General features: G+C 31.8%; 23 protein-coding genes and 1 pseudogene. 18 read left to right on the top strand and 6 right to left on the bottom strand.

The annotated features are described in order from the left end of the window. Positions 1 to 740: 740 nt before the first annotated feature. The 11 genes and pseudogenes from BG261_RS11680 (at position 741) to BG261_RS06535 (ending at position 10148) form a co-directional block, all read left to right on the top strand. On the top strand, positions 741 to 869 hold the full coding sequence (locus tag BG261_RS11680) for a hypothetical protein (RefSeq protein WP_267887302.1): 129 nt from the start codon (positions 741 to 743) through the stop codon (positions 867 to 869). Between the two features lie 36 nt (positions 870 to 905). Next, positions 906 to 1121 carry a hypothetical protein gene (locus BG261_RS06490; RefSeq protein WP_070792405.1) on the top strand — a complete coding sequence of 72 codons (216 nt, stop codon included), beginning with the start codon at positions 906 to 908 and terminating at the stop codon, positions 1119 to 1121. Between the two features lie 203 nt (positions 1122 to 1324). Continuing rightward, on the top strand, positions 1325 to 2161 hold the full coding sequence (locus BG261_RS06495; protein ID WP_070792407.1) for a hypothetical protein: 837 nt from the start codon (positions 1325 to 1327) through the stop codon (positions 2159 to 2161). Between the two features lie 138 nt (positions 2162 to 2299). Further along, the gene (locus BG261_RS06500; RefSeq protein ID WP_070792409.1) at positions 2300 to 5179 is read left to right on the top strand and encodes a DEAD/DEAH box helicase; all 2880 of its coding nucleotides are present in this window, start codon (positions 2300 to 2302) and stop codon (positions 5177 to 5179) included. Between the two features lie 90 nt (positions 5180 to 5269). Next, the gene (locus BG261_RS06505) at positions 5270 to 5788 is read left to right on the top strand and encodes a P-loop NTPase family protein (RefSeq protein ID WP_070792411.1); all 519 of its coding nucleotides are present in this window, start codon (positions 5270 to 5272) and stop codon (positions 5786 to 5788) included. A 7-nt stretch (positions 5789 to 5795) separates the two neighbouring features. Then, complete coding sequence (locus tag BG261_RS06510; protein ID WP_070792482.1) at positions 5796 to 6311, top strand: AAA family ATPase; 516 nt, start codon at positions 5796 to 5798, stop codon at positions 6309 to 6311. A 96-nt stretch (positions 6312 to 6407) separates the two neighbouring features. Next, positions 6408 to 7016 (top strand): annotated as a pseudogene (gene rsmD / locus BG261_RS06515) (16S rRNA (guanine(966)-N(2))-methyltransferase RsmD); the annotation flags it as partial. Further along, complete coding sequence (gene coaD / locus BG261_RS06520; protein ID WP_070792415.1) at positions 7009 to 7497, top strand: pantetheine-phosphate adenylyltransferase; 489 nt, start codon at positions 7009 to 7011, stop codon at positions 7495 to 7497. The pseudogene rsmD and the gene coaD, both read left to right, overlap by 8 nt. Then, positions 7490 to 8578 (top strand): SepM family pheromone-processing serine protease, encoded by a 1089-nt coding sequence (locus BG261_RS06525; protein ID WP_083318288.1) that lies wholly within the window; start codon positions 7490 to 7492, stop codon positions 8576 to 8578. The genes coaD and BG261_RS06525 overlap by 8 nt, the downstream gene beginning before the upstream one ends. Positions 8579 to 8744: 166 nt before the next feature. Further along, positions 8745 to 9560 carry a class I SAM-dependent methyltransferase gene (locus BG261_RS06530; protein WP_070792417.1) on the top strand — a complete coding sequence of 272 codons (816 nt, stop codon included), beginning with the start codon at positions 8745 to 8747 and terminating at the stop codon, positions 9558 to 9560. Between the two features lie 36 nt (positions 9561 to 9596). After that, entirely contained in the window at positions 9597 to 10148 is a 552-nt protein-coding gene (locus BG261_RS06535; RefSeq protein ID WP_070792418.1) for a GNAT family N-acetyltransferase, read from the top strand. A gap of 92 nt (positions 10149 to 10240) precedes the next feature. Here BG261_RS06535 and BG261_RS06540 read toward each other — a convergent pair whose 3' ends face one another. The 4 genes from BG261_RS06540 to BG261_RS06555 form a co-directional block, all read right to left on the bottom strand. Then, positions 10241 to 10606 carry a BlaI/MecI/CopY family transcriptional regulator gene (locus BG261_RS06540; RefSeq protein ID WP_070792421.1) on the bottom strand — a complete coding sequence of 122 codons (366 nt, stop codon included), beginning with the start codon at positions 10604 to 10606 and terminating at the stop codon, positions 10241 to 10243. A gap of 395 nt (positions 10607 to 11001) precedes the next feature. Then, positions 11002 to 12312, bottom strand: a complete 1311-nt coding sequence (locus tag BG261_RS06545; protein ID WP_075201851.1) for a M56 family metallopeptidase — start codon at positions 12310 to 12312, stop codon at positions 11002 to 11004. Between the two features lie 3 nt (positions 12313 to 12315). Then, complete coding sequence (locus BG261_RS06550) at positions 12316 to 12681, bottom strand: BlaI/MecI/CopY family transcriptional regulator (protein WP_070792425.1); 366 nt, start codon at positions 12679 to 12681, stop codon at positions 12316 to 12318. A 301-nt stretch (positions 12682 to 12982) separates the two neighbouring features. Then, positions 12983 to 13300, bottom strand: coding sequence for a hypothetical protein (locus BG261_RS06555; protein WP_070792426.1), 318 nt, complete (start codon positions 13298 to 13300; stop codon positions 12983 to 12985). 201 nt (positions 13301 to 13501) lie between these two features. On the opposite strand from BG261_RS06555, the gene BG261_RS06560 reads away from it, so the two are divergent. The 5 genes from BG261_RS06560 (at position 13502) to ahpF (ending at position 19036) form a co-directional block, all read left to right on the top strand. Further along, positions 13502 to 14845 carry a bifunctional metallophosphatase/5'-nucleotidase gene (locus BG261_RS06560; protein WP_070792429.1) on the top strand — a complete coding sequence of 448 codons (1344 nt, stop codon included), beginning with the start codon at positions 13502 to 13504 and terminating at the stop codon, positions 14843 to 14845. Then, positions 14838 to 15569, top strand: coding sequence for a YutD family protein (locus BG261_RS06565; RefSeq protein ID WP_070792430.1), 732 nt, complete (start codon positions 14838 to 14840; stop codon positions 15567 to 15569). The genes BG261_RS06560 and BG261_RS06565 overlap by 8 nt, the downstream gene beginning before the upstream one ends. A 72-nt stretch (positions 15570 to 15641) precedes the next feature. Continuing rightward, positions 15642 to 16703: a dual-specificity RNA methyltransferase RlmN gene (rlmN, locus tag BG261_RS06570; RefSeq protein WP_070792432.1), complete on the top strand. Its 1062-nt coding sequence runs from the start codon at positions 15642 to 15644 to the stop codon at positions 16701 to 16703. A 222-nt stretch (positions 16704 to 16925) separates the two neighbouring features. Beyond that, positions 16926 to 17486 (top strand): alkyl hydroperoxide reductase subunit C, encoded by a 561-nt coding sequence (ahpC, locus tag BG261_RS06575; protein WP_070792435.1) that lies wholly within the window; start codon positions 16926 to 16928, stop codon positions 17484 to 17486. A 20-nt stretch (positions 17487 to 17506) separates the two neighbouring features. Further along, entirely contained in the window at positions 17507 to 19036 is a 1530-nt protein-coding gene (ahpF, locus tag BG261_RS06580) for an alkyl hydroperoxide reductase subunit F (protein WP_070792437.1), read from the top strand. A 156-nt stretch (positions 19037 to 19192) separates the two neighbouring features. On the opposite strand, the gene BG261_RS06585 is transcribed toward ahpF, so the two are convergent. Further along, on the bottom strand, positions 19193 to 19858 hold the full coding sequence (locus BG261_RS06585; RefSeq protein WP_070792439.1) for a DUF1129 domain-containing protein: 666 nt from the start codon (positions 19856 to 19858) through the stop codon (positions 19193 to 19195). A gap of 124 nt (positions 19859 to 19982) precedes the next feature. On the opposite strand from BG261_RS06585, the gene BG261_RS06590 reads away from it, so the two are divergent. Together BG261_RS06590 and BG261_RS06595 are read left to right on the top strand one after the other, a co-directional pair. Next, positions 19983 to 20411, top strand: coding sequence for a YlbF/YmcA family competence regulator (locus tag BG261_RS06590; RefSeq protein WP_070792441.1), 429 nt, complete (start codon positions 19983 to 19985; stop codon positions 20409 to 20411). Further along, positions 20401 to 20664, top strand: a complete 264-nt coding sequence (locus BG261_RS06595) for a DUF2129 domain-containing protein (protein ID WP_158007183.1) — start codon at positions 20401 to 20403, stop codon at positions 20662 to 20664. Before BG261_RS06590 ends, BG261_RS06595 begins: the two co-directional genes overlap by 11 nt. Before the next feature lie 54 nt (positions 20665 to 20718). Here BG261_RS06595 and BG261_RS06600 read toward each other — a convergent pair whose 3' ends face one another. Further along, a complete protein-coding gene (locus BG261_RS06600; RefSeq protein ID WP_070792444.1) occupies positions 20719 to 22101 on the bottom strand; it encodes a hypothetical protein in 1383 nt (460 codons plus the stop codon). Positions 22102 to 22310: the final 209 nt, after the last annotated feature.

A 22310-nucleotide genomic window follows, 5' to 3' on the forward strand; every position in this document is an offset into this window, starting at 1 on the left:
AAAAAAACTATCCTTGTGAGAATGAGGATAGTTTTTCTATGCCGTTTTATACCTTTCATGATTAAAAAATAACCACTTATGATTTTAACTTGTTTTTATTTATTTTATTGTGTTATACTTCAATAAAATAAAGTCTTGGAAATTGTGTGAAAGATAATTGGAATAAAAATATGTAAGGACATAATCATATCGTGTCCGGGATTGTCTTTTAGTCTTTTAAGATAAGATAATAAATAATACTAAATAATTTATTATACTTACTTATTAGTAAATAGATTTAATATGTATTTGGGGGACATACTATTGTGGAAAATCAAACTAGAATGTTATCAGTAAAGAAGATTCGAAAAATAAATTTTTTATTTAGTTTAATATCTTTTGTTTTAATGCTAGTAGCAAGTATAATCTGTTTTTGGAACAGTCATAGATTTTTAGGAGTTATATGTGCACTATTGGGAGTAGTTTCAGTAATTAATGCACTTAAAATGGATGATATGTATATCTCTTAGAATAATGTGTAAGCAAAGAATTCTTACAAAATTGTAAGTTTTGATATTATAAATGTCAGATTACTTGATTGTATTCTTGATAAAATATATTTAAAGAAGATGATGTAGTGCATAATGTAAGGATTAGTGATGAATATTTTATGTAATCACAATCTATCAAGAAAGGATAAATGAAATATGGGTAAAGCTTTGAAAATTTATTTATTTTTTATGATGATAGTGTGTTTTATTATGTCAGCAGTAAGTGTGGTATTTTTAGGGAAAGAAAATTACTTACTTGGTCTACCGACGTTTGCTATTGCTGGATCTTTATTATGGAAAATAATGAAATTTAATATGGACTTAAGAAGTTTAAAATAATTTTGAACAATAAAATATTAAAAGAGAGGTAATGAGATGGAAGAAAAGAAAAGTCCTGTTTTAAATGCTAGCCAGTTACAATTGCTGATTTCAATTGCAGTATGTTTATCTATCGTTATAGTAAGTGTAATATTAATTGGTCAAGGCAAGATTGGATTAGGTATAAGTGGTTTAGTCTTATCTGTTGCATCAACAACCGTTGCTTTTAATATAAGTGAAAAGCTTTGGAGTGATGAAGAAATTGAAGAGTAAAATTAAGGGTAGTGAAATGAAAACTTTTTCACTACTCATTTTTTATAATATGGAGGAGCTATGATTTTATTATTATTATTTTTAGTTATATTCGGGGTTGTTTTAGTAATATCAGGAAATAATACAAATGATAAATCAAGTATGGTCACGGGATTTGTCTTATTATTGGTATATGCAGTTTTATTTTTATATTTGGGAGTATTATGATAAAAAAACAAAAGCTATATTTTATTCTTACAGTTATTGTTCTTTTACCAATTTTAATTTATTTAAGAACAGTGGATTATTCAATGGATGGAAACTACAGACATATAGACGTCCAAGAAGTACCTGAGTATGTCCCGAAATTAAAAATAAAAAAAGGTTTAGTACTTCCTTATTCCTCTAAAGATAATCTACAGGTAACACAAATTAAATTATTAAACTATAATAGAAAAATTGTAAATCTAAATAATCTCTCTTGGCCTTTAAGACTTAAATTTAATTATGAAGATGGATATTTTTCAAATTATAATATGCCAGATATGGAAGGTGACTTCAGTGATCACTGGTATAAAGATGGATCCAAAGCTCTAGAAAGACATGGAAATGTCAAAAAAAGGTTCTCAAATGCTGAAGGTAAATTAGAAGATATCGCTTATCAAGATTTTACAAAAAACTTACAAGATAAGATATGGGTAATTAAGTATCTTGAAAATGAGAATTATGATAAGGTGAAATTATCAATAAATAATGCAGAAATTTTTTATAAAGATGGCTCAAGTAAAAAATTCAGTGTTCAAAATGTTAAGGTAACGATCGGTATGGCGCAATATTATGATGCAGATACTAACGAAAAAAAATATAAAGATTATATAGCTAGTCTAGATAAAGCTTTAAAGTGTACAACTATTGAACAAATGGAAAAGAATGGCATAGCAACATCATTAGACTTTAATATATCAGATTATAAGTATACAAGTCTCTCTTTAAGATTTATACAATATAATTACGAAGATGTCGATTTTAATGAAGAAAATGTAGTTTTGTATAATGACTGATTTTTAACGTTTTTGATGTTGGTTTTCTTTTAACTGGGGTACTATCTCTTTAACTAATTAATAAAAAAAGCTTAGAGATTTAACCTTGAGGGGTCGAAATTTCTAGCTTTTTTCATGCCTTCTTGATAAGATAGATTCATGAATGAACAAGACATGATGATGCAGGCATTGAGTAAGGCCTATATAGATGGTAGCAGTGGTCAGGCAGATAGTATCCACGCGCCAAAATTACTTAAAAACGATAGAGAAAGCAAAGAGACGGTTCTTGCTGCAGTACTTCGCGACTTGGAAGACTGTCAGACTTTTGATATATCTACTGCCTTTGTTACAAAGGCTGGTTTAGCCCTCTTGAAAACTACTTTGTCAGATTTAGCTGATAAGGGTATTTCAGGTAGGCTTGTTACCTCAACATACTTAGGATTTAATAATCCATTAGTATTTCGTGAACTCTTAAAGATTCCTAACCTTGAAGTGCGAGTTTCGAATTTAGAAGGGTTCCATGTTAAGGGATATTTTTTCAAGAAAAAAGACTATAACTCTTATATTATTGGTTCTTCTAATTTAACGGATACGGCCCTTAAAACTAATTTTGAATGGAATTTTAGATTTACCTCAAAAATTAGTGGAAATACAGCCAAGGAACTGGAAAAAGAATTTGAAAAACTTTTTAATTCATCCAATGAACTTACAGATTCATGGTTAAAAGAATATGAAAAAAATTATATTTGGCCGAAATTCAATTCAGTATCAAACCAAGTTCCCCGTGAACTTGAAAAATTAGAGATTACTCCAAATTCTATGCAGAAAAAGTCTCTTGATAATCTTGAACTTTTGCGACAGGATGGAAAAGAAAAAGCACTTTTAATATCAGCAACCGGGACAGGGAAGACTTACTTATCAGCATTAGATGTTGCACAAGCAAAGCCTGATAAGATCCTTTTCATTGTCCATAGGGAACAGATTTTAAAGGACGCCATGGAGTCCTTTAAAAATGTACTGGGCGGCTTTGTTAGTGACTATGGATTTTACACAGGTACGCAAAAAGACCTATCATCTAAATATATTTTTGCGACAGTACAATCACTCTCAAAGGAAGAAAATTTATCAAGTTTTGCCAGAGACCACTTTGATTATATTTTGATTGATGAGGTTCATAAGGCAGGAGCAAAATCATATCTTGATATTTTGAATTATTTCCACCCTAAATTTCTGCTAGGGATGACAGCAACTCCTGAAAGAACAGATGATTTTAATATTTTTCAAATTTTTGACTACAACATAGCTTATGAAATAAGACTTCAAGATGCAATGGACGAAGATTTACTCGTTCCCTTTCATTACTACGGAGTAACTGACTTTGAAAAAGATGGTGACTTTATAGATGATACAGCTAGTCTCAGTCGTTTAATAAGTGAGGAAAGAGTAGATTATCTTTTGGACAAAATTAGCTACTATGGTGTATCAGGAGATAAGGTTCGAGGTCTAGTTTTCTGTTCAAGCGTTGATGAATCACGCGCTATGAGTGAGATTTTCAATGAGCGTGGTTATAAAACAAGCTACCTCTCTGGAAATGATTCTATCCTTGAACGGGAGCGACAGATTGAACTTCTTGAAATGGGGCAGCTTGACTACATTTTTACTCGAGATATTTTCAATGAAGGTATTGATATTCCAAGCGTCAATCAGATTGTTATGCTGAGAAATACGGAGTCTAATATTGTCTTTATTCAGCAGCTCGGACGAGGACTTAGAAAACATTATTCCAAAGATTACACTGTCATTATTGACTTCATCGGTAACTATAAAAATAATTATCTGATTCCTCAGGCTCTGACTGGTGACAACACTGCAAGTAAGGATTCGCTTCGTCGCGACCTCTTTGCGACAAACTATCTATCTGGCCTTTCATCTATCAACTTTGAAGCTATCGCCAAGGAAAAAATATACGAGTCTATAAATTCGGTAAAACTTGATTCAGTCAAGTTCCTCCGTGATTCTTATAACCGGTTGAAAAATCGTTTGGGGAAAATTCCTAAGCTACTTGATTTTGAAAAATTTGCGGAAGTCGACCCATTCATTCTCGCCACAAAATTTGATAGCTATCCATCCTTGTTAAGGAAGATTGAACTAGATTATGATGGTAAATTAGATGAAGATGAATTTATCATGCTAAGATTTTTTGGTCGTGAACTTCTAAAGGGAAAATCAAAAGGAGAATTACTCTTACTCGAATATTTAATGGAAAAAGAGAACATATCAAAAGATAATTTCTTTACCCTCTGTCATGATTTAGATATTCTAATGGATGAAGAAACTTTTGCTACCCTAATTAAGGTTTTAAACATGACGTTCTGGACATCTATTTATAAAAAGGTTTACTCAGTTCCTTTTATCAAATATGATGAAAAGTCACAACTTATATCAAAATCTGATGCCTTAATTTCTGCCTTGAAAAATCCAGATTTTATTGAAAACTTAAGGGATTATCTTGCTACTGCAAAAGTCAAAAACCACAACTTTGATAATAGACAAGTTATGACACAAGGTCAAAAATATGAAAAACGTGATGTTACTAGATTTCTTAACTTTGACCACCAAGAAGTTGATTTGGCTATTGCTGGCTATAAAATAAGACCAGATAAGAAGAAAATGATGATTTTCTTGACTATGACAAAGACTGAGGAATCAACAAGTACTCAGATTAAATATGTTAATAAGTTTATCGGAAAATCTAAAGTTTCTTGGTATAGCAAGCGTAAAAGAAATCTTAATAGTCCTGAAATCAAGGCGCTTTTAGACTATGAGAATAACGGGATGGAAGTCTACGTCTTTATCAAAAAGTCGGATGCCGAAAAGGAAAGTGACTCATATTTCGTTGGACGAGCAAGACCACTTCTTGAAACCATCCGAGAATGTAAGATAGATAAACATGATGGAAGCCAGGAAGATGTTGTTGAGACATATTTTGAGTTTATCGATACAATAGATGATGATTTATATGGATATTTACTTGGATAAGATAAAAAAACTGCTTTGATGAGCAGTTTTTTATATGTTTTATATACAATTTAAGGTATAATTAACTTCCAATAAAAGGAGGTGATGATTATGAAGATACTATTGATTGGCTCGCCAGGATCTGGTAAGTCAACTTTTGCAAATGAAATTGAACAAGTTTCTGATATTGCCATCTTACATTTGGATAAGATTTGGCATACAACGGATTATAGTCAAGAGGCTGAAAAGTGGTTCATTTCTGAGCAAGAAAAATTTATGACCAGTCATGATTCATGGATTGTTGATGGAAATTATTTCGGTTCAATGGACACAAGGCTCAAGTACGCTGATACTGTAGTCTTATTAAATATTTCTAAATATAAGCGTGTTTATAGAATTATTAAACGTTCCATAAAGCGACGTTTGTCTAAAAAGAGCCAAGTAGACATGGCCTCTAATTTTTCAGAAAAATTTGATAAGGAGTATTTTGATTTCTTGAAGTTTGCTTGGAATTACGACAAGAATTTTGAAAGTAAGGAAAAAGAATTAGGAATTGTTAATCCCATAATCATCAGAAATAAGAAGGATAAGGAAAAGTTTATAAACACTTTTCTTAGGAATGGCAGGTAGAAAATTTATGAAAATAATTTTAATAGGATCACCAGGTTCTGGGAAATCAACTCTTGCGCGTGAGATAGAGAAGTTAGCTCAAATTCCGATTCTTCACTTGGACAAACTATGGCATACAACAGATTATAGTGATGAGGCTATAGATTGGTTTATCAAAGAGCAAGAAAAATTCATGGAAGAGAATGAGTCTTGGGTAATTGATGGTAATTATTTTAATTCAACTATTGAAAAAAGATTATCTTATGATGATGTAATTGTTGTTGTAATTCAAATTCCAAGACATAAAAGAATCTATAGAATCCTTAAGCGTAGTTTAAAACGTCGTGTTTCAAAAGAAAATCGTCCAGATATGGCTTCAAACTTTTCAGAGAAATTTGATAAGGAATATCTTGATTTTTTGAAAATTTCTTGGACTTACGATGAAAAAGTTGCTCAAAGAATAAATGATTATGAAATCAAAAATCCTATTATCATAAAAAACCAAAGAGATAAGGAAAATTTTCTTAATATGATTAGTCAGTAGTCACGTTTCACAAAGTTACGAGGCATTTTTTGTTTCTATTTAAGAAAACATTAGGAATTTGTGCTAAAATAAGTAAATAAATTTGTACAAGGTGGTAAAACTGTGAGAGTAGTTGCAGGTGATTATGGAGGGCGCCCACTTAAGGCGCTTGACGGTAAAACAACGCGTCCAACGACCGATAAAGTCAAGGGTGCCATTTTTAATATGATTGGTCCTTACTTCAATGGTGGTAGGGCTTTAGATCTTTTTGCAGGTAGTGGAGGTCTTTCCATTGAAGCAGTTAGTCGAGGGATGGACGAGGCTGTCTTGGTCGAAAAAGATTTTCGTGCGCAGAAAATAGTCATGGAGAATATCAAGATGACTAAGGAAGATAGTAAATTTACTCTTCTTAAGATGCCAGCAGAAAAAGCAATGAATAGTCTTGCAACTCAGGGTCAAAAATTTGACTTAGTTCTTCTTGACCCACCCTATGCTAAAGAAGAGATAGAAAATAATATTCAATTTTTACAAGATAAAGATATGCTTAGTGATGATGTTATCATTGTATGTGAAACTGACAAAAGCGTTGATTTATCTAATGAAATTGGAAGTTTTGAACTAATAAAACAGAAAATTTATGGAATCAGCAAAATTTCTATTTACGAGAAAGTTTTAGATCAAGTTGAAGAAGAAAATAATAAAGATATGGAGCAAGTAAATGACTAGCAAAGAAAAGATTGGTCTTTTTACAGGGACCTTTGATCCATTGACTAACGGACATTTAGATATTATTGAAAGAGCTAGTAAACTTTTTGATATTCTTTATGTTGGCATTTTCAAAAATGACAGTAAAAACCCTCTCTTCACAACTGAGGAAAGAAAGGCGATGATTGAAAAAGAAGTTGCTTCTTTTAAAAATGTTAAGGTTATTGTCCACGAAAAAGATTTAACAGTAAATATTGCTAAAAAACTAGGTGTAACTTCCCTTGTTAGATCCGTTAGGAATGCACAGGATTTAGCTTATGAGAGCGAAATGGTCTTTTTTAATCGCCAAATGACAGGTGTTGAAACTATTCTTTTGGTAGCAAGACCTGAATTAGAATATATAAATAGTACTCGTGTTAAGGAAATTTTTAAACTTGGTGGAGATGTTAGTCCGTACTTACCGACTGAAATTTTAAGAGAGATGGAGAAAATCAATGAGTGAGAATGAAAATCCCATAACTGAATTTCAAGAAAAAAATAAAAAATTTAAATTTTCAAAAGGTGTTTTATTCACTATTCTAGCAATGATTATTGCAATTGTACTTTTATTTCCATTATCAGATTATTATATTGAAGTACCAGGTACGACTGAAAATGTTGCACCTATGGTGAAGGTGGATGGAAAAAATAATGATAAAGAAAAAGGTGGTTTTTATTTAACTACAGTACAAATTGGTAAAGCAAATCTTGCAGGTATGATTAGATCTAAGCTAAGTCCTTTTGCAGATATTTATACTGCTAAAGAACTTATGGGGACGTCTAGTAATGAAGACTACAACCGAATGAGCATGTTTTATATGGAAAATGCCCAGAATATGGCAATTTATCAAGCTTTCAAGTTGGCAAATAAACCATTTGATTTACAGTATAAGGGGGTTTATGTACTGGAGGTTACCGATGATTCAACTTTTAAAAATGAATTACATGTTGCGGATACCTTAACAAAAGTTAATGGAAAAGATTTTAAATCTTCTAAAGAGCTGATTGACTATGTTGGTGGACAAAAAGTTGGAGATGAAGTTAAAATAACTTTCCTTGATAGTGGTCAAGAGAAAGAAGCAACAGGAAAGATTATTAAATTAAAAAATGGTAAGAATGGGATAGGGATTTCTCTAGTTGATAGAACTGAAGTCAAGAGTACGCCTGAAGTAACAATAGATGCTGGCGCAATTGGTGGACCTAGTGCTGGTCTCATGTTTACTCTAGAAACTTATGAACAAATTACAGGGGAAAGCCTACGAAATAATCGTCAAATTGCTGGTACTGGGACTATTGAAAACGATGGGAGTGTTGGTCGTATAGGTGGTATTGATAAGAAGATTGCTACTGCAAGTAAAAGTGGTGCTAAAATCTTCTTTGCGCCAGATGATGAAATCACTTCGGATATGAAAAAAGCAGATCCAAAAATTAAATCAAATTATCAAGAAGCTCTCGATGCCGCTAAAAAGTTGAAAACTGATATGAAAATTATTCCAGTTAAAAATGTCGAAGATGCTCTTAAGTATTTGAAAGAAAATAGATAAGATATATGTCTAAAAAATAAGATAAGGGATATGTATGAATACCCTTATCTTATTTTTTATAAGTTTGTTAATTACATATCAATTTTGTGTTTTGTTAAAATCAATCTGTGATATAATATTAGATGTAGAATCTTTAAAGTTATACATATATAAGAGGAGAAGGACTATGAAAAAGAAGCCAATTGATGTTAGTATGCTAGCTATGCCAATGAGTCGTAGTAGATATGGAGATGATCCTTATTCTACAAAACTAGTTGAAAAATTTGAGGATTTGGATGAATTTAAAGATCTGCAGAAGTTTATAGGTAATAGTGATAGTAATAATGAGTGGGTGTTCAGGTCAGTTATCGCAAAGGATAAATGTGTAATTAAGTGGCTAAAAAAACATGCTACAGAATTCGAACAACTGCTAATTGTGTCAGTAGGTCTTGATACCAAGGCAGATGCGCTGGGGTGCTTGCAAGATAAGGAATCATATGGTCTTGATATTTGTAAGGATGATATCCTAAATATATATGAATACGCAGGAATAAAAACTAAAACTAAAATTCTTCAATGTAATTTGGAAAAAGACGTCAATGATGAACTTTTAGCAAATCTTATTGAAGAAGGTTTTGATATTAAGAAAAAAACATGTGTATTGTGGATTGGTGCATCATTTTATATTAGTAAGGAATCTATAGATCATACACTGGATTTTTTTGATAAGAATATTAATATAAGTCACTTCGTAATTGACTTCATGAACAAAAGTGTATTTCAACCACCAAGAAATGAAACCGTAAGACTCCAACTTGAAGCTTTACAAGGATCGGAATTAGTATGGAAAAGTTTTTATTCGTATGAAGAAATCCAAAATTTGTATCGAAAACATGGATTTGAAAATATAGAGATTATTTTCCATGGGGAAGCAGAGTATGAAGCCTATAGGGAAGTCACTTTGGAAGATGACATGATGTTTACATCTTTTGCTATAAGATGAATTAATTAAGCTTTCAAATTATTTTAAGGAGAACTTATGTTTGTATTTGATTCATTTGAGATAAAAGGTAATCATATTTGTAAATTAGTCTTACCTGAAAAAGTTTATGCACAGGATTTGTTTCAAATAATTCAGGACGAACATGATCGTATTCAAGAGTGGTTGCCGATTCCAGAAAAGACAAAGACACTTGAAGATGAAGAAAACTTTATTGAATATGTGCAGAAAAAAATGATTGAAAAGAAGCTATTTACACTATGTATTCTTGTTGATGACAGGGTTGTAGGAACAATTGACTTACATGACATCAGCCATAAACAGAGAAGAGCAGAAATTGGTTATTGGATTTCAAGTAAGTGGCAAGGCTATGGTATAGTAACCAAGGCTTGCAAATCGATAATAAATTATGGTTTTTATATTCTTGACTTACATAAAATTTATATTGAAGTGGATAGTCAAAACATTAAAAGTCAAGCAGTTGCTCAAAGACTTGGATTTTTAAAAGAAGCTTACTTTAAAGAAGCATTAGTGCATAATGGAAAGTATCATGATTCTATTTGGTTTGGATTGATTAATGAAAATAATTAAAAACGATCAACAGTCATTTGACTGTTGATCGTTTAATTTTTAGTCTAGGCGGTGATAAGGGGGAAGCCTAGATTAAATAGTCTGGGGTATGACTATAGTGATTTTTTTGCTTCTTTTACAATTTTATCGATTTCTGAAATCGTAGCTTTGCGGTTGCTTTCATCAGTATTGGCAATCAGTAATGAAACAAGATTTTTTGCATCAAGGCCTTTGTATTGGTTAAGTACAAATTCTTCTTGAGAAAGTGTTGGTACATAAGTACGAGTAAGAACAGTACCGCTGTATGTTATACCATCGACAACAACTAGTTCTTTTTTCAAGAGTTTTTTTAGAGTACTTTGAATTGTACTCATAACAAGGTTTGAATCTGCTTCAAGAATATCTTTTGATGTCATTGGAACGGCCTTATTCCATAAGATATCCAGAATTTCTAGTTCTTTGGGGTTAATTTTTTGCATAGTTTGAAGTCCTTTTCTTTTGTTTATTTTATAGAGAATCTTTTAATAATAAAAGAATTCTTTTATTAAGTTTACCACTTTTGGCATAAAGTACAATTAATTGTACTCGGAAAATTTGTTTCAAGTTGTTTTTTTATTACTAAAGTAAAAAAGAACAGCAATCTGTCCCTTGACAACTTTACTATTATATATTGGTTGATCAAAAAAGTGTAGTGTTTTTTTAAATTGAAAAATAAATTTAATATTTCTTCATAATATAAATAAAATGAAACTTGCATTGCTAGGACACTAATGTGATTAAAACTTTTGTACAGAAGATCTGACACAAATGAAAGGGAATATAGAGCTTACATAATTTAATACCTTAAATCTATATTCCTTTATAACTAATGAACTCAATTAGGAACTTTATCATATACTTTCATATGTTTATAATTCTTAGTGGGTTTAATAACTTTGAAGTCATCCTCATTGAAAGAAACGGAAAATTTACCATTGGGATAGTAATCGTACTTACCATTGTTTTTTACAAAATAATCTTCAGAAGGTACAACTTTTATATCTGCAGGCAGTTGATCCTTTGCTTTATCATATATTTTTAATCCTCTTAACCTTTGGTGCTTCATTAATTTTTTCGCTTCTCTTTTATTTGTCTTGTAAATAGGAAAGTTATCTAGACAGAATGAATAGTCTTCCCCGTCTTTAACTATATAAGAAATTTTAGGATCAAAAGGTAATTCAAAAAATTCCACTCCTTCAGGAGCTGGTGTATATGGTTCAAAAACAATTGAAGACAAAAGGAAAAACCCTAGCAAAAGTAGTGGAGCGAATATGAATTTGACAAACTTATTATTAGATTTTCTTTTGTTGTAATTTAAGATATTTTTTGATCTATCTAGCAATAAATCTTTATTTCCTGATGCAGCAAAATATGAAGCAAGAGCTGCTTCATCATTAGTTTGTAACTGTTTACTAACATTTAGTAATGTTTCCACGTATTTGATTTTGTCTTCATCGGTATTGTTTTTTTCAAGAACACCTTCATCAACTCTTATTTCTAATATTTGGTCCATCTTGTCCTTAAAGATATACCCAAGAGGATTCCACCAATATACTACCATTATAAATTCGTAAAGATACTTTATAACTAAATCAAAATTTGAAATATGTAATACTTCATGATTTATTATGAAGTCGAACTCCTCTTTACTAAGATTGATATCAGGTATAATAATTGTAGGATTTATTAAACCAACAACACTTGGTGAATCGATAACTGGAAGATGTAAGATATTTACAGTCCGTCCATTTACGTTAGTTTTATCAGTTTTTTTTGAAAAAAGTTTCGCAAAAGAGTGTAGCTTTAAACTTTGTCTAATTAAAATTGTAAGTTTTACTAAGCTTCCAATTATCCAAGTAGCAAAGATTATCATATAGCCCTTAATCTCAACTCCTTTTATCTGAAATACATCAGCAGTGAATAGGTCTTGTATCCGAGGCATAACCGTTTTGGAAGGAATAGTTATTGTATAACCGAACTCCAAGGGGAAGGTTATCATTAGAATGGAAAGTGAGATTATGAAAAATAGGATATTAGTATTAAATATCCTATTTCTGTTAAGATTTTTTAAGCTTATGACTACTACTACGAGTAAAAGTGAATTGATTACCGTTCTAGTAAATATAGTAGATAAACTAATAATCATATATTAAAGTTCTTTCTTCTTATCTTTGATAAGTTTTTCAATTTCAGAAATTTCTTTTTTGACTTCCTGTTTATCAGTCCCACCTAACAGAAGAGATACTAAGTTTTTAACTTTTAGACCTTCATATTGTTTGAGTACAAATTCTTCTTGAGAAACAGTTGGTACATAAGTACGTGTAAGAACAGTCCCGCTGTATGTGATACCATCAACAACAACTAGTTCTTTTTTCAAAAGTTTCTTTAAGGTACTTTGAATTGTACTCATAACAAGGTTTGAATCTGCTTCAAGAATATCTTTTGATGTCATTGGAACGGCCTTATTCCATAAGATATCCAGAATTTCTAGTTCTTTGGGGTTAATTTTTTGCATAGTTTTGAAGTCCTTTTCTTGTATTTATTTTTTTATAGAGAACCTTTTAGTAATAAAAGAATTCTTTTGCTAAGTTTACCACTTTTAACTTAAAGTACAATTAAATATGATTAAAGATTTGTTTCAAATTGTTTCTTGTTATTCAAGTAAAAAAGAACATTAGCATGTTCCTTGGCAACTTTACTATTATATATTGTTTGAGCAAAAAAGTGTAGTATTTTTTTAAATTGAAAAATAAATTTAATATTTCAAAAAACTCTATAAAAATAAAAAGAAGGAGCAAATGCCCCTTTCTTGATATTTATTCACTTAATTCAGATTCTTTAATTGCATCAATAATTTTATCAGCATCTTCTGGAGAAGCATCTTTGATTGCATCTGATAAGAATCTAGCAACTTCACCCTTGCTAACTTTTTTACCTGCTAAATCATCAGGTGAGAAGTTTTTAAGAACAGTAGAAGCAAGTTTAGCTAATTGAGCTGGAGATAATGTCTTAATTACATTATTGATTGCATCTTTAACTCCTTGTGGTAATCCATCAGTTAAAGTTTCGATTTGTTTAGATAAATCTACAGGAAGGAAATTTTTACCCAATTTTTCTAAGTCTTTTAAATCCATATGAATGCTCCTTATTATTTATTAACTTAATTATGCATTTTTTTATAAAATTAGTCAATGAAAAGATAGGGCTTACATTTCTTTGCGATTATTAAGGAAAAATATAAGTAATATGATACATAAAATGAAAGTAAAGATGTCAATGTCACATATTCTTTATGATATAATAAGGAAGATTAGAAATTAACGGGGTTATTAACCATGGAGCAAATTAAAATCTTACATATAAATGATCTTCATTCTCATTTTGAAAAATTTCCCAAGATTGAGCGTTTCTTCAAAAGTCATACAGAAGGGACTACCTTGGCTTTTGATATCGGTGACAATGTTGATAGAAGTCATCCCTGGACAGAAGCGACTCTTGGTCAAGCAAATATAAAATTACTTAATCGCTTGAATCTTACAGGTGCAACAATTGGAAATAATGAAGGGCTAAGTCTTGAGCATGATTCCCTGGATCACCTGTATGATGAGGCTAATTTTCCAATAATTTTATCTAATATCAAGGATAATGGACAGGAACCAGAATGGGCGATTGAAAAAATGATTGTTGAAACTGAGACTGGGTTAAAGATTGGAGTTCTTGGCTTGACATATCCGTACCCTCTAGCCTATATTCCCTTTGGCTGGGACATTGAGGATCCTCTAGAAAGTTTAGACAGGGTTCTACCCACACTGGACTGTGATTTTACAATTCTCCTTAGTCACCTTGGAGTAAGATATGATGAAAAAATTGCTAATGAATATGATATTGATTTAATTTTAGGTGCCCATACCCATCATGTTTTTGAAGTCGGGGTGGAAAAAAATGGAACTTTATTAGCTGCTGCTGGATGTTACGGTGAATATATTGGGGAAATTACTCTGGAATTTGATGAACAAAAAAGGCTTATTTCATCAGATATTCATGCTGTTCCAACTAATTCTCTTCCCGCAGAAAAGCCAGATTTGACTACTATTAATTCATGGAAAATCCGAGGAGAAAAACTCCTCGCAGAAAAAGAGCACATATCCTTTGGACATGCTTTAACAAATACCGCCCCTGATTTTGAAGCATCAAATCTATTGGCAAGAATTTTTTGTGATTATGCAGACGTTCCTGCTGCTATTTTAAATAGTGGACTTATTGTATATGATTTTCCACAAGAAATTAGCCCGCAAGAATTACTTGAGATTTTACCTCATTCAATGAGACTTGTCAGATATAAGGTTAGCGGAAAAGAATTAAAAGAGATTTTACCTGAAGTTACTAATGTAGCCAGTCTTTTAAAAACCCAACAAATACATGGAATGGGCTTTAGGGGTATATATTTTGGTGATTTAATCCTTTATGGAATGTCATATCAAGTATACAATTATAAAGAAGAATTTTTGTACCAAGGTCAAGAGATTGAAGATGAAAAAGAATATGAGTTTGTCGTGCCTGACCAATATTACTTTGCTAAGTACTTTCCTAGCCTAAAGAATAGTGGTGAAGCAGAGATTCTCTTTCCAAAATTTTTAAGAGAAATAGTATATAATTATTTGAAAGGAAATCATGGCTAAAAAAGAAATATCAGAAGAAATGATGAATTATAATCGTTTTCCTGGCGAACATGTTGTTGTAAATAAGGAACAGGTATTAATTGGCGAAAAAGTTTTTAACCTTGTATATAATTACCGTGATGGTTTCGATGCTGAAAAGTTAGAGCAAAGATTTTCAGAAGTTCTTACTAAATATGACTACATCATTGGTGATTGGGGGCACGAGCAGCTCCGCCTTAAAGGTTTTTATTCAACATCTAGAAAACAGATGTCAGATGAAGAAAAGATATCATCAGTTCAAGATTATATAGATGAGTATTGTAACTATGGGTGTGCCTTCTTTATTATCAAAAGACTTCGTGGACAAGAAAGTAAGGAAGTAAAGGATAAAGATTTCAGGCCCGGTAGAGGTGATCGAAATATTAATAATAGTCGAAGAAATCGCAAACCAAATAATAAATCAAATCATCAAGATAATAAAAAGCAAGAGTCGAATGTTTCAAGTTCACAAGATAATAGAAAAAATGAGCAGCAAAGTAATTCTTCCACACATAAGAAAAGGCCAAATAGAAGGAAAAATCCTAATAATAAAGTAGCTTACACTGAAGAAAAAGTTTATAAGATTGAAGAGAAGAAACCGCATCATAGTCGTAAGGTATCAGAAAAAAATGTACAGATAAGTAAGGTTAAAAAGGAAAGACATAGCTTTACTATTGTTCAAAAAGAGGACAAGGGTTCGAACTAACCTGTTGTCAATATCCGATAAAAGTGATAAACTGATGAAATTGACTAAAGACAAAGGAAAAAATAATTTAGAATGAAACCTTCGATATATGGATTAACACTTGCCGAGCTTACTGACTGGGTATTGGAAAATGGACAAAAGAAATTCCGAGCTAAACAAATTTGGGAGTGGCTTTACCGTAAACGTGTAGATGAGTTTTCTCAAATGAGTAATTTATCTAAAGATTTAATTGAAAAATTAGATGAAAATTTTATTATTAACCCACTTAAGCAAAGAATTGTGCAAGAATCTGCTGATGGAACTGTAAAATATCTTTTTGAACTTCCTGATGGTCTTTTGATTGAGACAGTTTTGATGCGTCAAAAATACGGTTTATCTGTATGTGTAACGACCCAGGTGGGATGTAATATTGGATGTACTTTCTGTGCAAGTGGACTTCTTAAAAAGCAACGCGATTTGACTTCTGGTGAGATTGTAGCGCAAATTATGTTAGTTCAAAAATATTTTGACGAGCGTGGTAACGACGAGCGCGTGAGTCATGTTGTTGTTATGGGTATTGGTGAACCATTTGATAACTATGACAATGTAATGAACTTCTTATATACAATAAATGATGATAATGGACTTGCGATTGGAGCTCGCCATATCACTGTTTCTACAAGTGGTCTAGCACCAAAAATTCGCGAATTCGCCCACAATGGGTTACAAGTTAACCTTGCTGTAAGTCTTCATGCACCTAATAATGACGTTCGTACTAGCATAATGCGTATTAACCGTAGCTTCCCGATTGAAAAATTGTTCGAAGCTATTGATTACTACATTGAAGAAACAAACCGTCGTGTGACATTTGAGTATATTATGTTAAGTGGAGTAAACGACCGTCCTGAACATGCACAAGAACTTGCAACTCTTCTTAAAGATAAGAAAAAACTTGTTTATGTTAATCTAATCCCATACAATCCGGTTAGCGAACACGACCAATATAGCCGTTCTTCCAAAGAAGACGTTATGCGTTTTTATGATATCTTAAAGAAAAATGGTATTAATTGTGTAGTTCGTCAAGAACATGGTACTGATATTGATGCAGCCTGTGGTCAATTACGTAGTAAGCAATTGAAGAAAAAAGAAGCATGAGCTTAAAAAGACTTGTTGAGGCAAGTCTTTTTCTACCCTTAAGTTTATGATTTACAAAAAAATTAAATACCAAAAATCACAAAAAAACATCTTAAATCACCGTGTTTTGGTAAAAATTGTGAATCATTTTATAGGCATTATCTTTGACGAAAACGTTATCATTCTTTATAGTTAAGTTGTAACTAAATTAACAATATTACTAATATAAATGGAGGAATTATAATGTCATTAATCGGAAAAGAAATCGTAGAATTTTCAGCAGATGCTTACCACAATGGGGAATTTATCACTGTAACAAGTGAAGATTTAAAAGGTAAATGGAGCGTAGTATGTTTCTACCCAGCAGACTTTTCATTTGTTTGTCCAACTGAATTAGAAGACCTACAAAATCAATATGAAGAATTAAAAGGTCTAGGAGTAGAGGTTTATTCAGTATCAACAGATACTCATTTCGTTCATAAAGCTTGGCATGATGATTCTGATAAAATTGGTAAAATCGAATATATTATGATTGGTGACCCATCACATGCTATTTCAGCAGGTTTTGAAGTTCTTGGTGAAGATGGTCTTGCACAACGTGGAACATTCATCATTGATCCTGATGGAATCATTCAAACAGTGGAAATCAATGCTGATGGTATTGGTCGTGATGCAAGTGGTTTAATCGACAAAGTTAAAGCTGCTAAATACGTTCGCCAACATCCAGGTGAAGTTTGTCCTGCTAAATGGAAAGAAGGAGAAGAAACTCTAGCTCCAAGTATTGATTTAGTTGGAAAAATATAGATTGGTTGAGGTAATCTGACATGTTAGATACAGAAATTAAAAAACAGTTAGCTCAATATTTGCAACTTTTAGAATCGGATATTGTCTTCAAAGCAAGCCTAGATTCTAGTGAAAATTCAGTAAAAGTAAGAGAATTTTTAACAGAAATTGTTGAAATGTCAGAACGTCTTTCTCTTGAAGAAACTTCTTTAGAACGCACACCTTCATTTGAAATCAACAAACCAGGTGAAATAAGCGGAGTAGCATTCGCTGGTCTTCCATTAGGCCATGAATTTACTTCATTTATCCTTGCATTACTTCAAGTAAGTGGTCGTGCACCCAAAGTTGATGATTCAGTAATCAAGCGCATTAAAACTATCAAAGAAAATCTTAAGTTTGTTACTTATGTAAGCTTAACTTGTCACAACTGTCCTGATGTTGTTCAGGCTTTGAATATTATGTCAGTGACAAACCCAAATATCAGCCATACTATGGTTGAAGGTGGAATGTTCCAAGATGAAGTTAATGCTAATGGAATTATGGCTGTTCCAACAGTTTTCTTAAATGGTGAAGAATTCGCTGGTGGACGTATGTCCATTGAAGAACTAGTTGACAAGGTTGCAGGTTTTGATACTGAAGAGTTTGCTAGTAAAGAAACTTTTGATACTTTGGTAATTGGTGGTGGTCCTGCTGGTGCTAGTGCAGCAATTTATTCTGCCCGCAAAGGTATTAAAACAGGTATTGTTGCTGAAAAATTTGGTGGACAAGTAGTTGAAACAGTTGGTATCGAAAATATGATCGGTACTATCTATACTGAAGGACCACAATTGATGTCATCTGTTGAATCTCATGTTAATGAATATGAAGTTGATATCATGAAAGGCCAAAAAGTAACTGATGTTAAAAAAGAAGATGATTTAATAAAGGTTGAACTTGAAAGTGGTGCAACGCTAGAAACTAAATCATTAATTATTTCAACAGGTGCTCACTGGCGCAATATGAATGTACCTGGTGAAGAAGAATTCCGTAATAAAGGGGTTACTTATTGTCCTCACTGTGATGGGCCATTCTATGCGGGTAAAAATGTAGCTGTAATTGGTGGGGGAAACTCTGGTGCCGAAGCAGCAATTGATTTATCTGGTATAGCTAAACATGTTTATATACTTGAGTTTGCACCAGAAATGCGTGCGGACCAAGTCCTACAAGACAGGATTGCTAATACAGATAATATTTCAGTTACATTGAATGCAGCAACAAAAGTAATCAAAGGAAGTGATGCTGTTGAATCAATCGTTTATGTTGATCGTGCTACAAACGAAGAACATGAAATTGCTTTAGAAGGAATATTTGTTCAAATCGGACTTCTTCCTAATACAGCATGGTTGAAGAACACAGCAGTAGAACTAAACGAACGTGGAGAAGTAATTGTTGATAAGCATGGACAAACTAATGTTCCAGGAATCTTTGCTGCAGGAGACTGTACAGATTCGGCTTATAAACAAATTATCATCTCAATGGGAAGTGGTGCAACAGCAGCCCTTGGAGCATTCGATTATCAAATCAGACAATAAGAAGTGTTGAACTGATTGTTCAAACTTTGAATTTAAAAGACCATATAGTTTAAATCAGATGATTAAACTATATGGTCTTTTTATCTTTCGAAATATTATTTGTTACTAAAAGTTTAAATAAAAAAACGGCCAATTTGACCGTCCTAGTTTAAAAAATTAATTTTGTCTTTGGCTTCCGTCCATTGCACTTTGAATGTTGTATCGTTTTTTAAGTAAATAACGAATACCAAGTGCAGCAGCACCAATTATTAGAGTAGCTATTGGAGAAAGTGAAGGATTAAATGATTTAGGTAATAGAGAAGCAAGGATAAATATAGCAATCCAAGCAAACATAGCCAATGTTAGTATAGCAAATGATTTCCAACGGCTACCATTTTTTTCAGTTTGTGCTTTGTAGTAATTATTGTACATTATATACATAACCACAGCAGCTCCAGCACTCATAAGAACAAGAGTAACAATACCATATGTTTGAGGAGTCTTGCTAAATATACCTACAGCACCGTTAACTACAGCAAGTACACCCATCAAAAGAAGGAAACTATCAAGCCACATTAAATATTTATTAGTATTTTTTGGCTTATCATTAGCTTTGCCACTAGCCGTAGTTTTTTCAATAAATTGATCAGTGTAGGCAGTAGGAGTTCCTAGTAGCGCACGGGCAGTTAAACCACTTTTTTGTTTTTCAACTATGCTAGGTACCACATCTTCTAAGATAGTCTTAATTTCTTCATCAGATTTACCAGCATCAGTTAATTGTCTAATTACAGTATGAAAATAATCTCTATTTTTACTCGTTAATTGTTCCAAATATTCTTCCATTTTGAACCTCTTTCTGTTTCATCACTTTGGTATTTTACCATATAAAAGCGTTTTTTTATATATGTTTCTGGGAAAAGAAGCATATTTATCTCAAAAAATTCTTAATATCTGATATAATAAAGACATGTTAATTGTGAATGAAGATTTATTTGATATAGATGATACAATAAATAAAATCGTGGAAAATTTTTTGAACTTTGAACAGGTTGTTAAGTACAAAAAAGTTCAAGCAGATTTTCAAGCAGACGAAGGTCTACAAAGTAAAATTCGTCTCTATGCCGACAAAAGTCGAAAACTAGAAGATAATAAAGAATATGTAGCTTATCGTACTGAACTTAAAGAACTTCAAAGAGAAGTTAGAGCTTTGCAGAGAGAGATTAATTTGAATGAGCATGTATATGCCTTGCGACTTGCCGAAAATGATTTGCAGTCTCTTATGGCAGAATTGACTCATGATATAGTAGAAACAGTATCTGAAAGTATCTCTGTTGATGAGGGGCTACCTTTCTCTGGTAAAAAGCATCATGGAAAAGGAGGATCTTGTGGAAAATAGTTTAGAAATTCAAAAAAGAAGAGCACTTTATATTTATTACAACAGTTATAAACATACAAGACAGCTAAGAAAATTTGGCGAACCAGTCTATACATCACGAAAATTACGCTATGTAAAGATATATGTAAACGAAGAAGAAGTCGAAGAAGTAAAAGAAAAACTCGAAGCACTCCATTTTGTAAAAGAAGTTCAATTAAGTTATATTCCAGATCTTGAAATGGATTTTTCAGGTAATTCAAGTGTTCGCGTGTAACTAATAAAAGAAAAGCATGTTACTACATAATTGAATAGTAATGTGCTTTTTATATTACTCAGGGAGTATATTGTATTTGGCTAAAATATTTGAGTATTCTACTTGCATATCTTCTGGTGCTAGAAATACTTCCTCTCTACCAGTATTTTGCTCGCGTGATTTTGTTTGATATACTTTACCATCATTTCCCAAGAATACTCTATAAGAATTTTTTATCATTGTATAATTGATTCCATATTCAAAGTTTGTAGTGGCCATAGAAGTATCAGCAGGTTCTTTACCCTCCATTGATTTTCTAAAATCATTTTCGTTGTGATATAAGCCAGTATCACCAGTTGAAATCTCAGCAATGCTATAGTAAACAGTAGTAGGTGAGTATAGATGTGACATGTTACTATTTTGTTCTAAATTCTGTCCATCTACTAATAATGCACCAAGTATCTCGCTTTGAGAATTCAGACCGAGGACAGAAACTTTGAATGATTTTAAATCTTTTGAAAGGTTATCATAAGAAGGGTCAGTAGAACTATCGGAAATGGAATAGCAAAAATTTCTGTATTTATCATTAGAGAGTAAATCACTTGAAATGGCATCCACGTTTTCAACGGATCCATTAGACATTTTAGTCAACGTACCCATATATCCTGGTACTAGTCCAGTAAAGATATTAGTTGGGTTATTAACCATTATGTGTAATCCCATGGAACTGGGACTTTGATAATGACTGAGTGCTTCAGATCGGTTTTCAATTATTACTTTTCCTTGAGCGTATGAGCTTTTTGATATCCAATCTGAAAAGTCTGCATAAACTTTTTGGACAGTATTATAGTTATTCTCTTTGTCACCATAATAATTTCCGCTTAGGTCAGTACTTCCAGCTTTTTTCAAAACTCTACTTCCAGTATTGGATGTTGAATCATTAAAACTATTATTTTTATAATCAGGATTTTCTGTTTTTTCACTTGATGAGTAATTATATTTTGAAATGACCTTTATCACATTCCCATCTTTATTTGAAAAAATCTTTAAGTTATTTTCTGTAGGTGCATTTTGTCCTGCAAACAATTCGACGCTATCTTCTCCTATCCTAGTATTTCTGAAGTCGTATATATAATTACCAGCAGGTGCATACAGTTCAGATACAGAAGCAGTCTCGTAGGTATTATTATTAAAATTTATAGAGATTCCTTGATTATTCTCATCTCTCCATATACCTGACAAATTTTTAACGTTAAAAGACTTAATTTCTTTTTCTTCCTCTGAACTTGAACTTTCTTTCGATATTTCACTTGATTGAGATGCTGTATTTTTATTAACAGATTGCTTACTGTCTTGTTTATTGCTTATTTTATTGTTTTGAGATGAGGTACAAGATGCTAAAATTAAAGTGCTAAAAATTAAGATGCTAGACGTAGATATTATTTTTTTTATGTTCATAAACTTCTCCTTCCTTATTTATTATGTCAAGCAAATTATAATGCAGAAATCTTTAAAATACAATCAATATAAAATCAACTCATAAAACTCATAATATGAGTAAGTATGAATTTACTCTAACTAACATATGAAAAATTTTTCAAGCAAAATAGTTTACAAATGTAAATCAAAGGATTAAGATTACATATGTAAACAAGAAAGAATATTAA

The organism is Floricoccus tropicus (genome assembly GCF_001832905.1).
In the GTDB taxonomy this organism is placed as follows: Bacteria; Bacillota; Bacilli; order Lactobacillales; family Streptococcaceae; genus Floricoccus; species Floricoccus tropicus.

Coding starts and splice junctions, on each gene's coding strand:
- BG261_RS06600 (WP_070792444.1), bottom strand. CDS start 22,101: ATGAACATAAAAAAAATAATATCTACGTCTAGCATCTTAATTTTTAGC.
- BG261_RS06505 (WP_070792411.1), top strand. CDS start 5,270: ATGAAGATACTATTGATTGGCTCGCCAGGATCTGGTAAGTCAACTTTT.
- BG261_RS06555 (WP_070792426.1), bottom strand. CDS start 13,300: ATGGATTTAAAAGACTTAGAAAAATTGGGTAAAAATTTCCTTCCTGTA.
- ahpC (WP_070792435.1), top strand. CDS start 16,926: ATGTCATTAATCGGAAAAGAAATCGTAGAATTTTCAGCAGATGCTTAC.
- BG261_RS06550 (WP_070792425.1), bottom strand. CDS start 12,681: ATGCAAAAAATTAACCCCAAAGAACTAGAAATTCTGGATATCTTATGG.
- BG261_RS06540 (WP_070792421.1), bottom strand. CDS start 10,606: ATGCAAAAAATTAACCCCAAAGAACTAGAAATTCTGGATATCTTATGG.
- BG261_RS06530 (WP_070792417.1), top strand. CDS start 8,745: ATGAAAAAGAAGCCAATTGATGTTAGTATGCTAGCTATGCCAATGAGT.
- rlmN (WP_070792432.1), top strand. CDS start 15,642: ATGAAACCTTCGATATATGGATTAACACTTGCCGAGCTTACTGACTGG.
- BG261_RS06565 (WP_070792430.1), top strand. CDS start 14,838: ATGGCTAAAAAAGAAATATCAGAAGAAATGATGAATTATAATCGTTTT.
- BG261_RS06535 (WP_070792418.1), top strand. CDS start 9,597: ATGTTTGTATTTGATTCATTTGAGATAAAAGGTAATCATATTTGTAAA.
- BG261_RS06590 (WP_070792441.1), top strand. CDS start 19,983: ATGTTAATTGTGAATGAAGATTTATTTGATATAGATGATACAATAAAT.
- BG261_RS06495 (WP_070792407.1), top strand. CDS start 1,325: ATGATAAAAAAACAAAAGCTATATTTTATTCTTACAGTTATTGTTCTT.
- BG261_RS06525 (WP_083318288.1), top strand. CDS start 7,490: ATGAGTGAGAATGAAAATCCCATAACTGAATTTCAAGAAAAAAATAAA.
- BG261_RS06510 (WP_070792482.1), top strand. CDS start 5,796: ATGAAAATAATTTTAATAGGATCACCAGGTTCTGGGAAATCAACTCTT.
- BG261_RS11680 (WP_267887302.1), top strand. CDS start 741: ATGTCAGCAGTAAGTGTGGTATTTTTAGGGAAAGAAAATTACTTACTT.
- BG261_RS06500 (WP_070792409.1), top strand. CDS start 2,300: ATGAATGAACAAGACATGATGATGCAGGCATTGAGTAAGGCCTATATA.
- ahpF (WP_070792437.1), top strand. CDS start 17,507: ATGTTAGATACAGAAATTAAAAAACAGTTAGCTCAATATTTGCAACTT.
- BG261_RS06585 (WP_070792439.1), bottom strand. CDS start 19,858: ATGGAAGAATATTTGGAACAATTAACGAGTAAAAATAGAGATTATTTT.
- BG261_RS06560 (WP_070792429.1), top strand. CDS start 13,502: ATGGAGCAAATTAAAATCTTACATATAAATGATCTTCATTCTCATTTT.
- BG261_RS06545 (WP_075201851.1), bottom strand. CDS start 12,312: ATGATTATTAGTTTATCTACTATATTTACTAGAACGGTAATCAATTCA.
- coaD (WP_070792415.1), top strand. CDS start 7,009: ATGACTAGCAAAGAAAAGATTGGTCTTTTTACAGGGACCTTTGATCCA.
- BG261_RS06490 (WP_070792405.1), top strand. CDS start 906: ATGGAAGAAAAGAAAAGTCCTGTTTTAAATGCTAGCCAGTTACAATTG.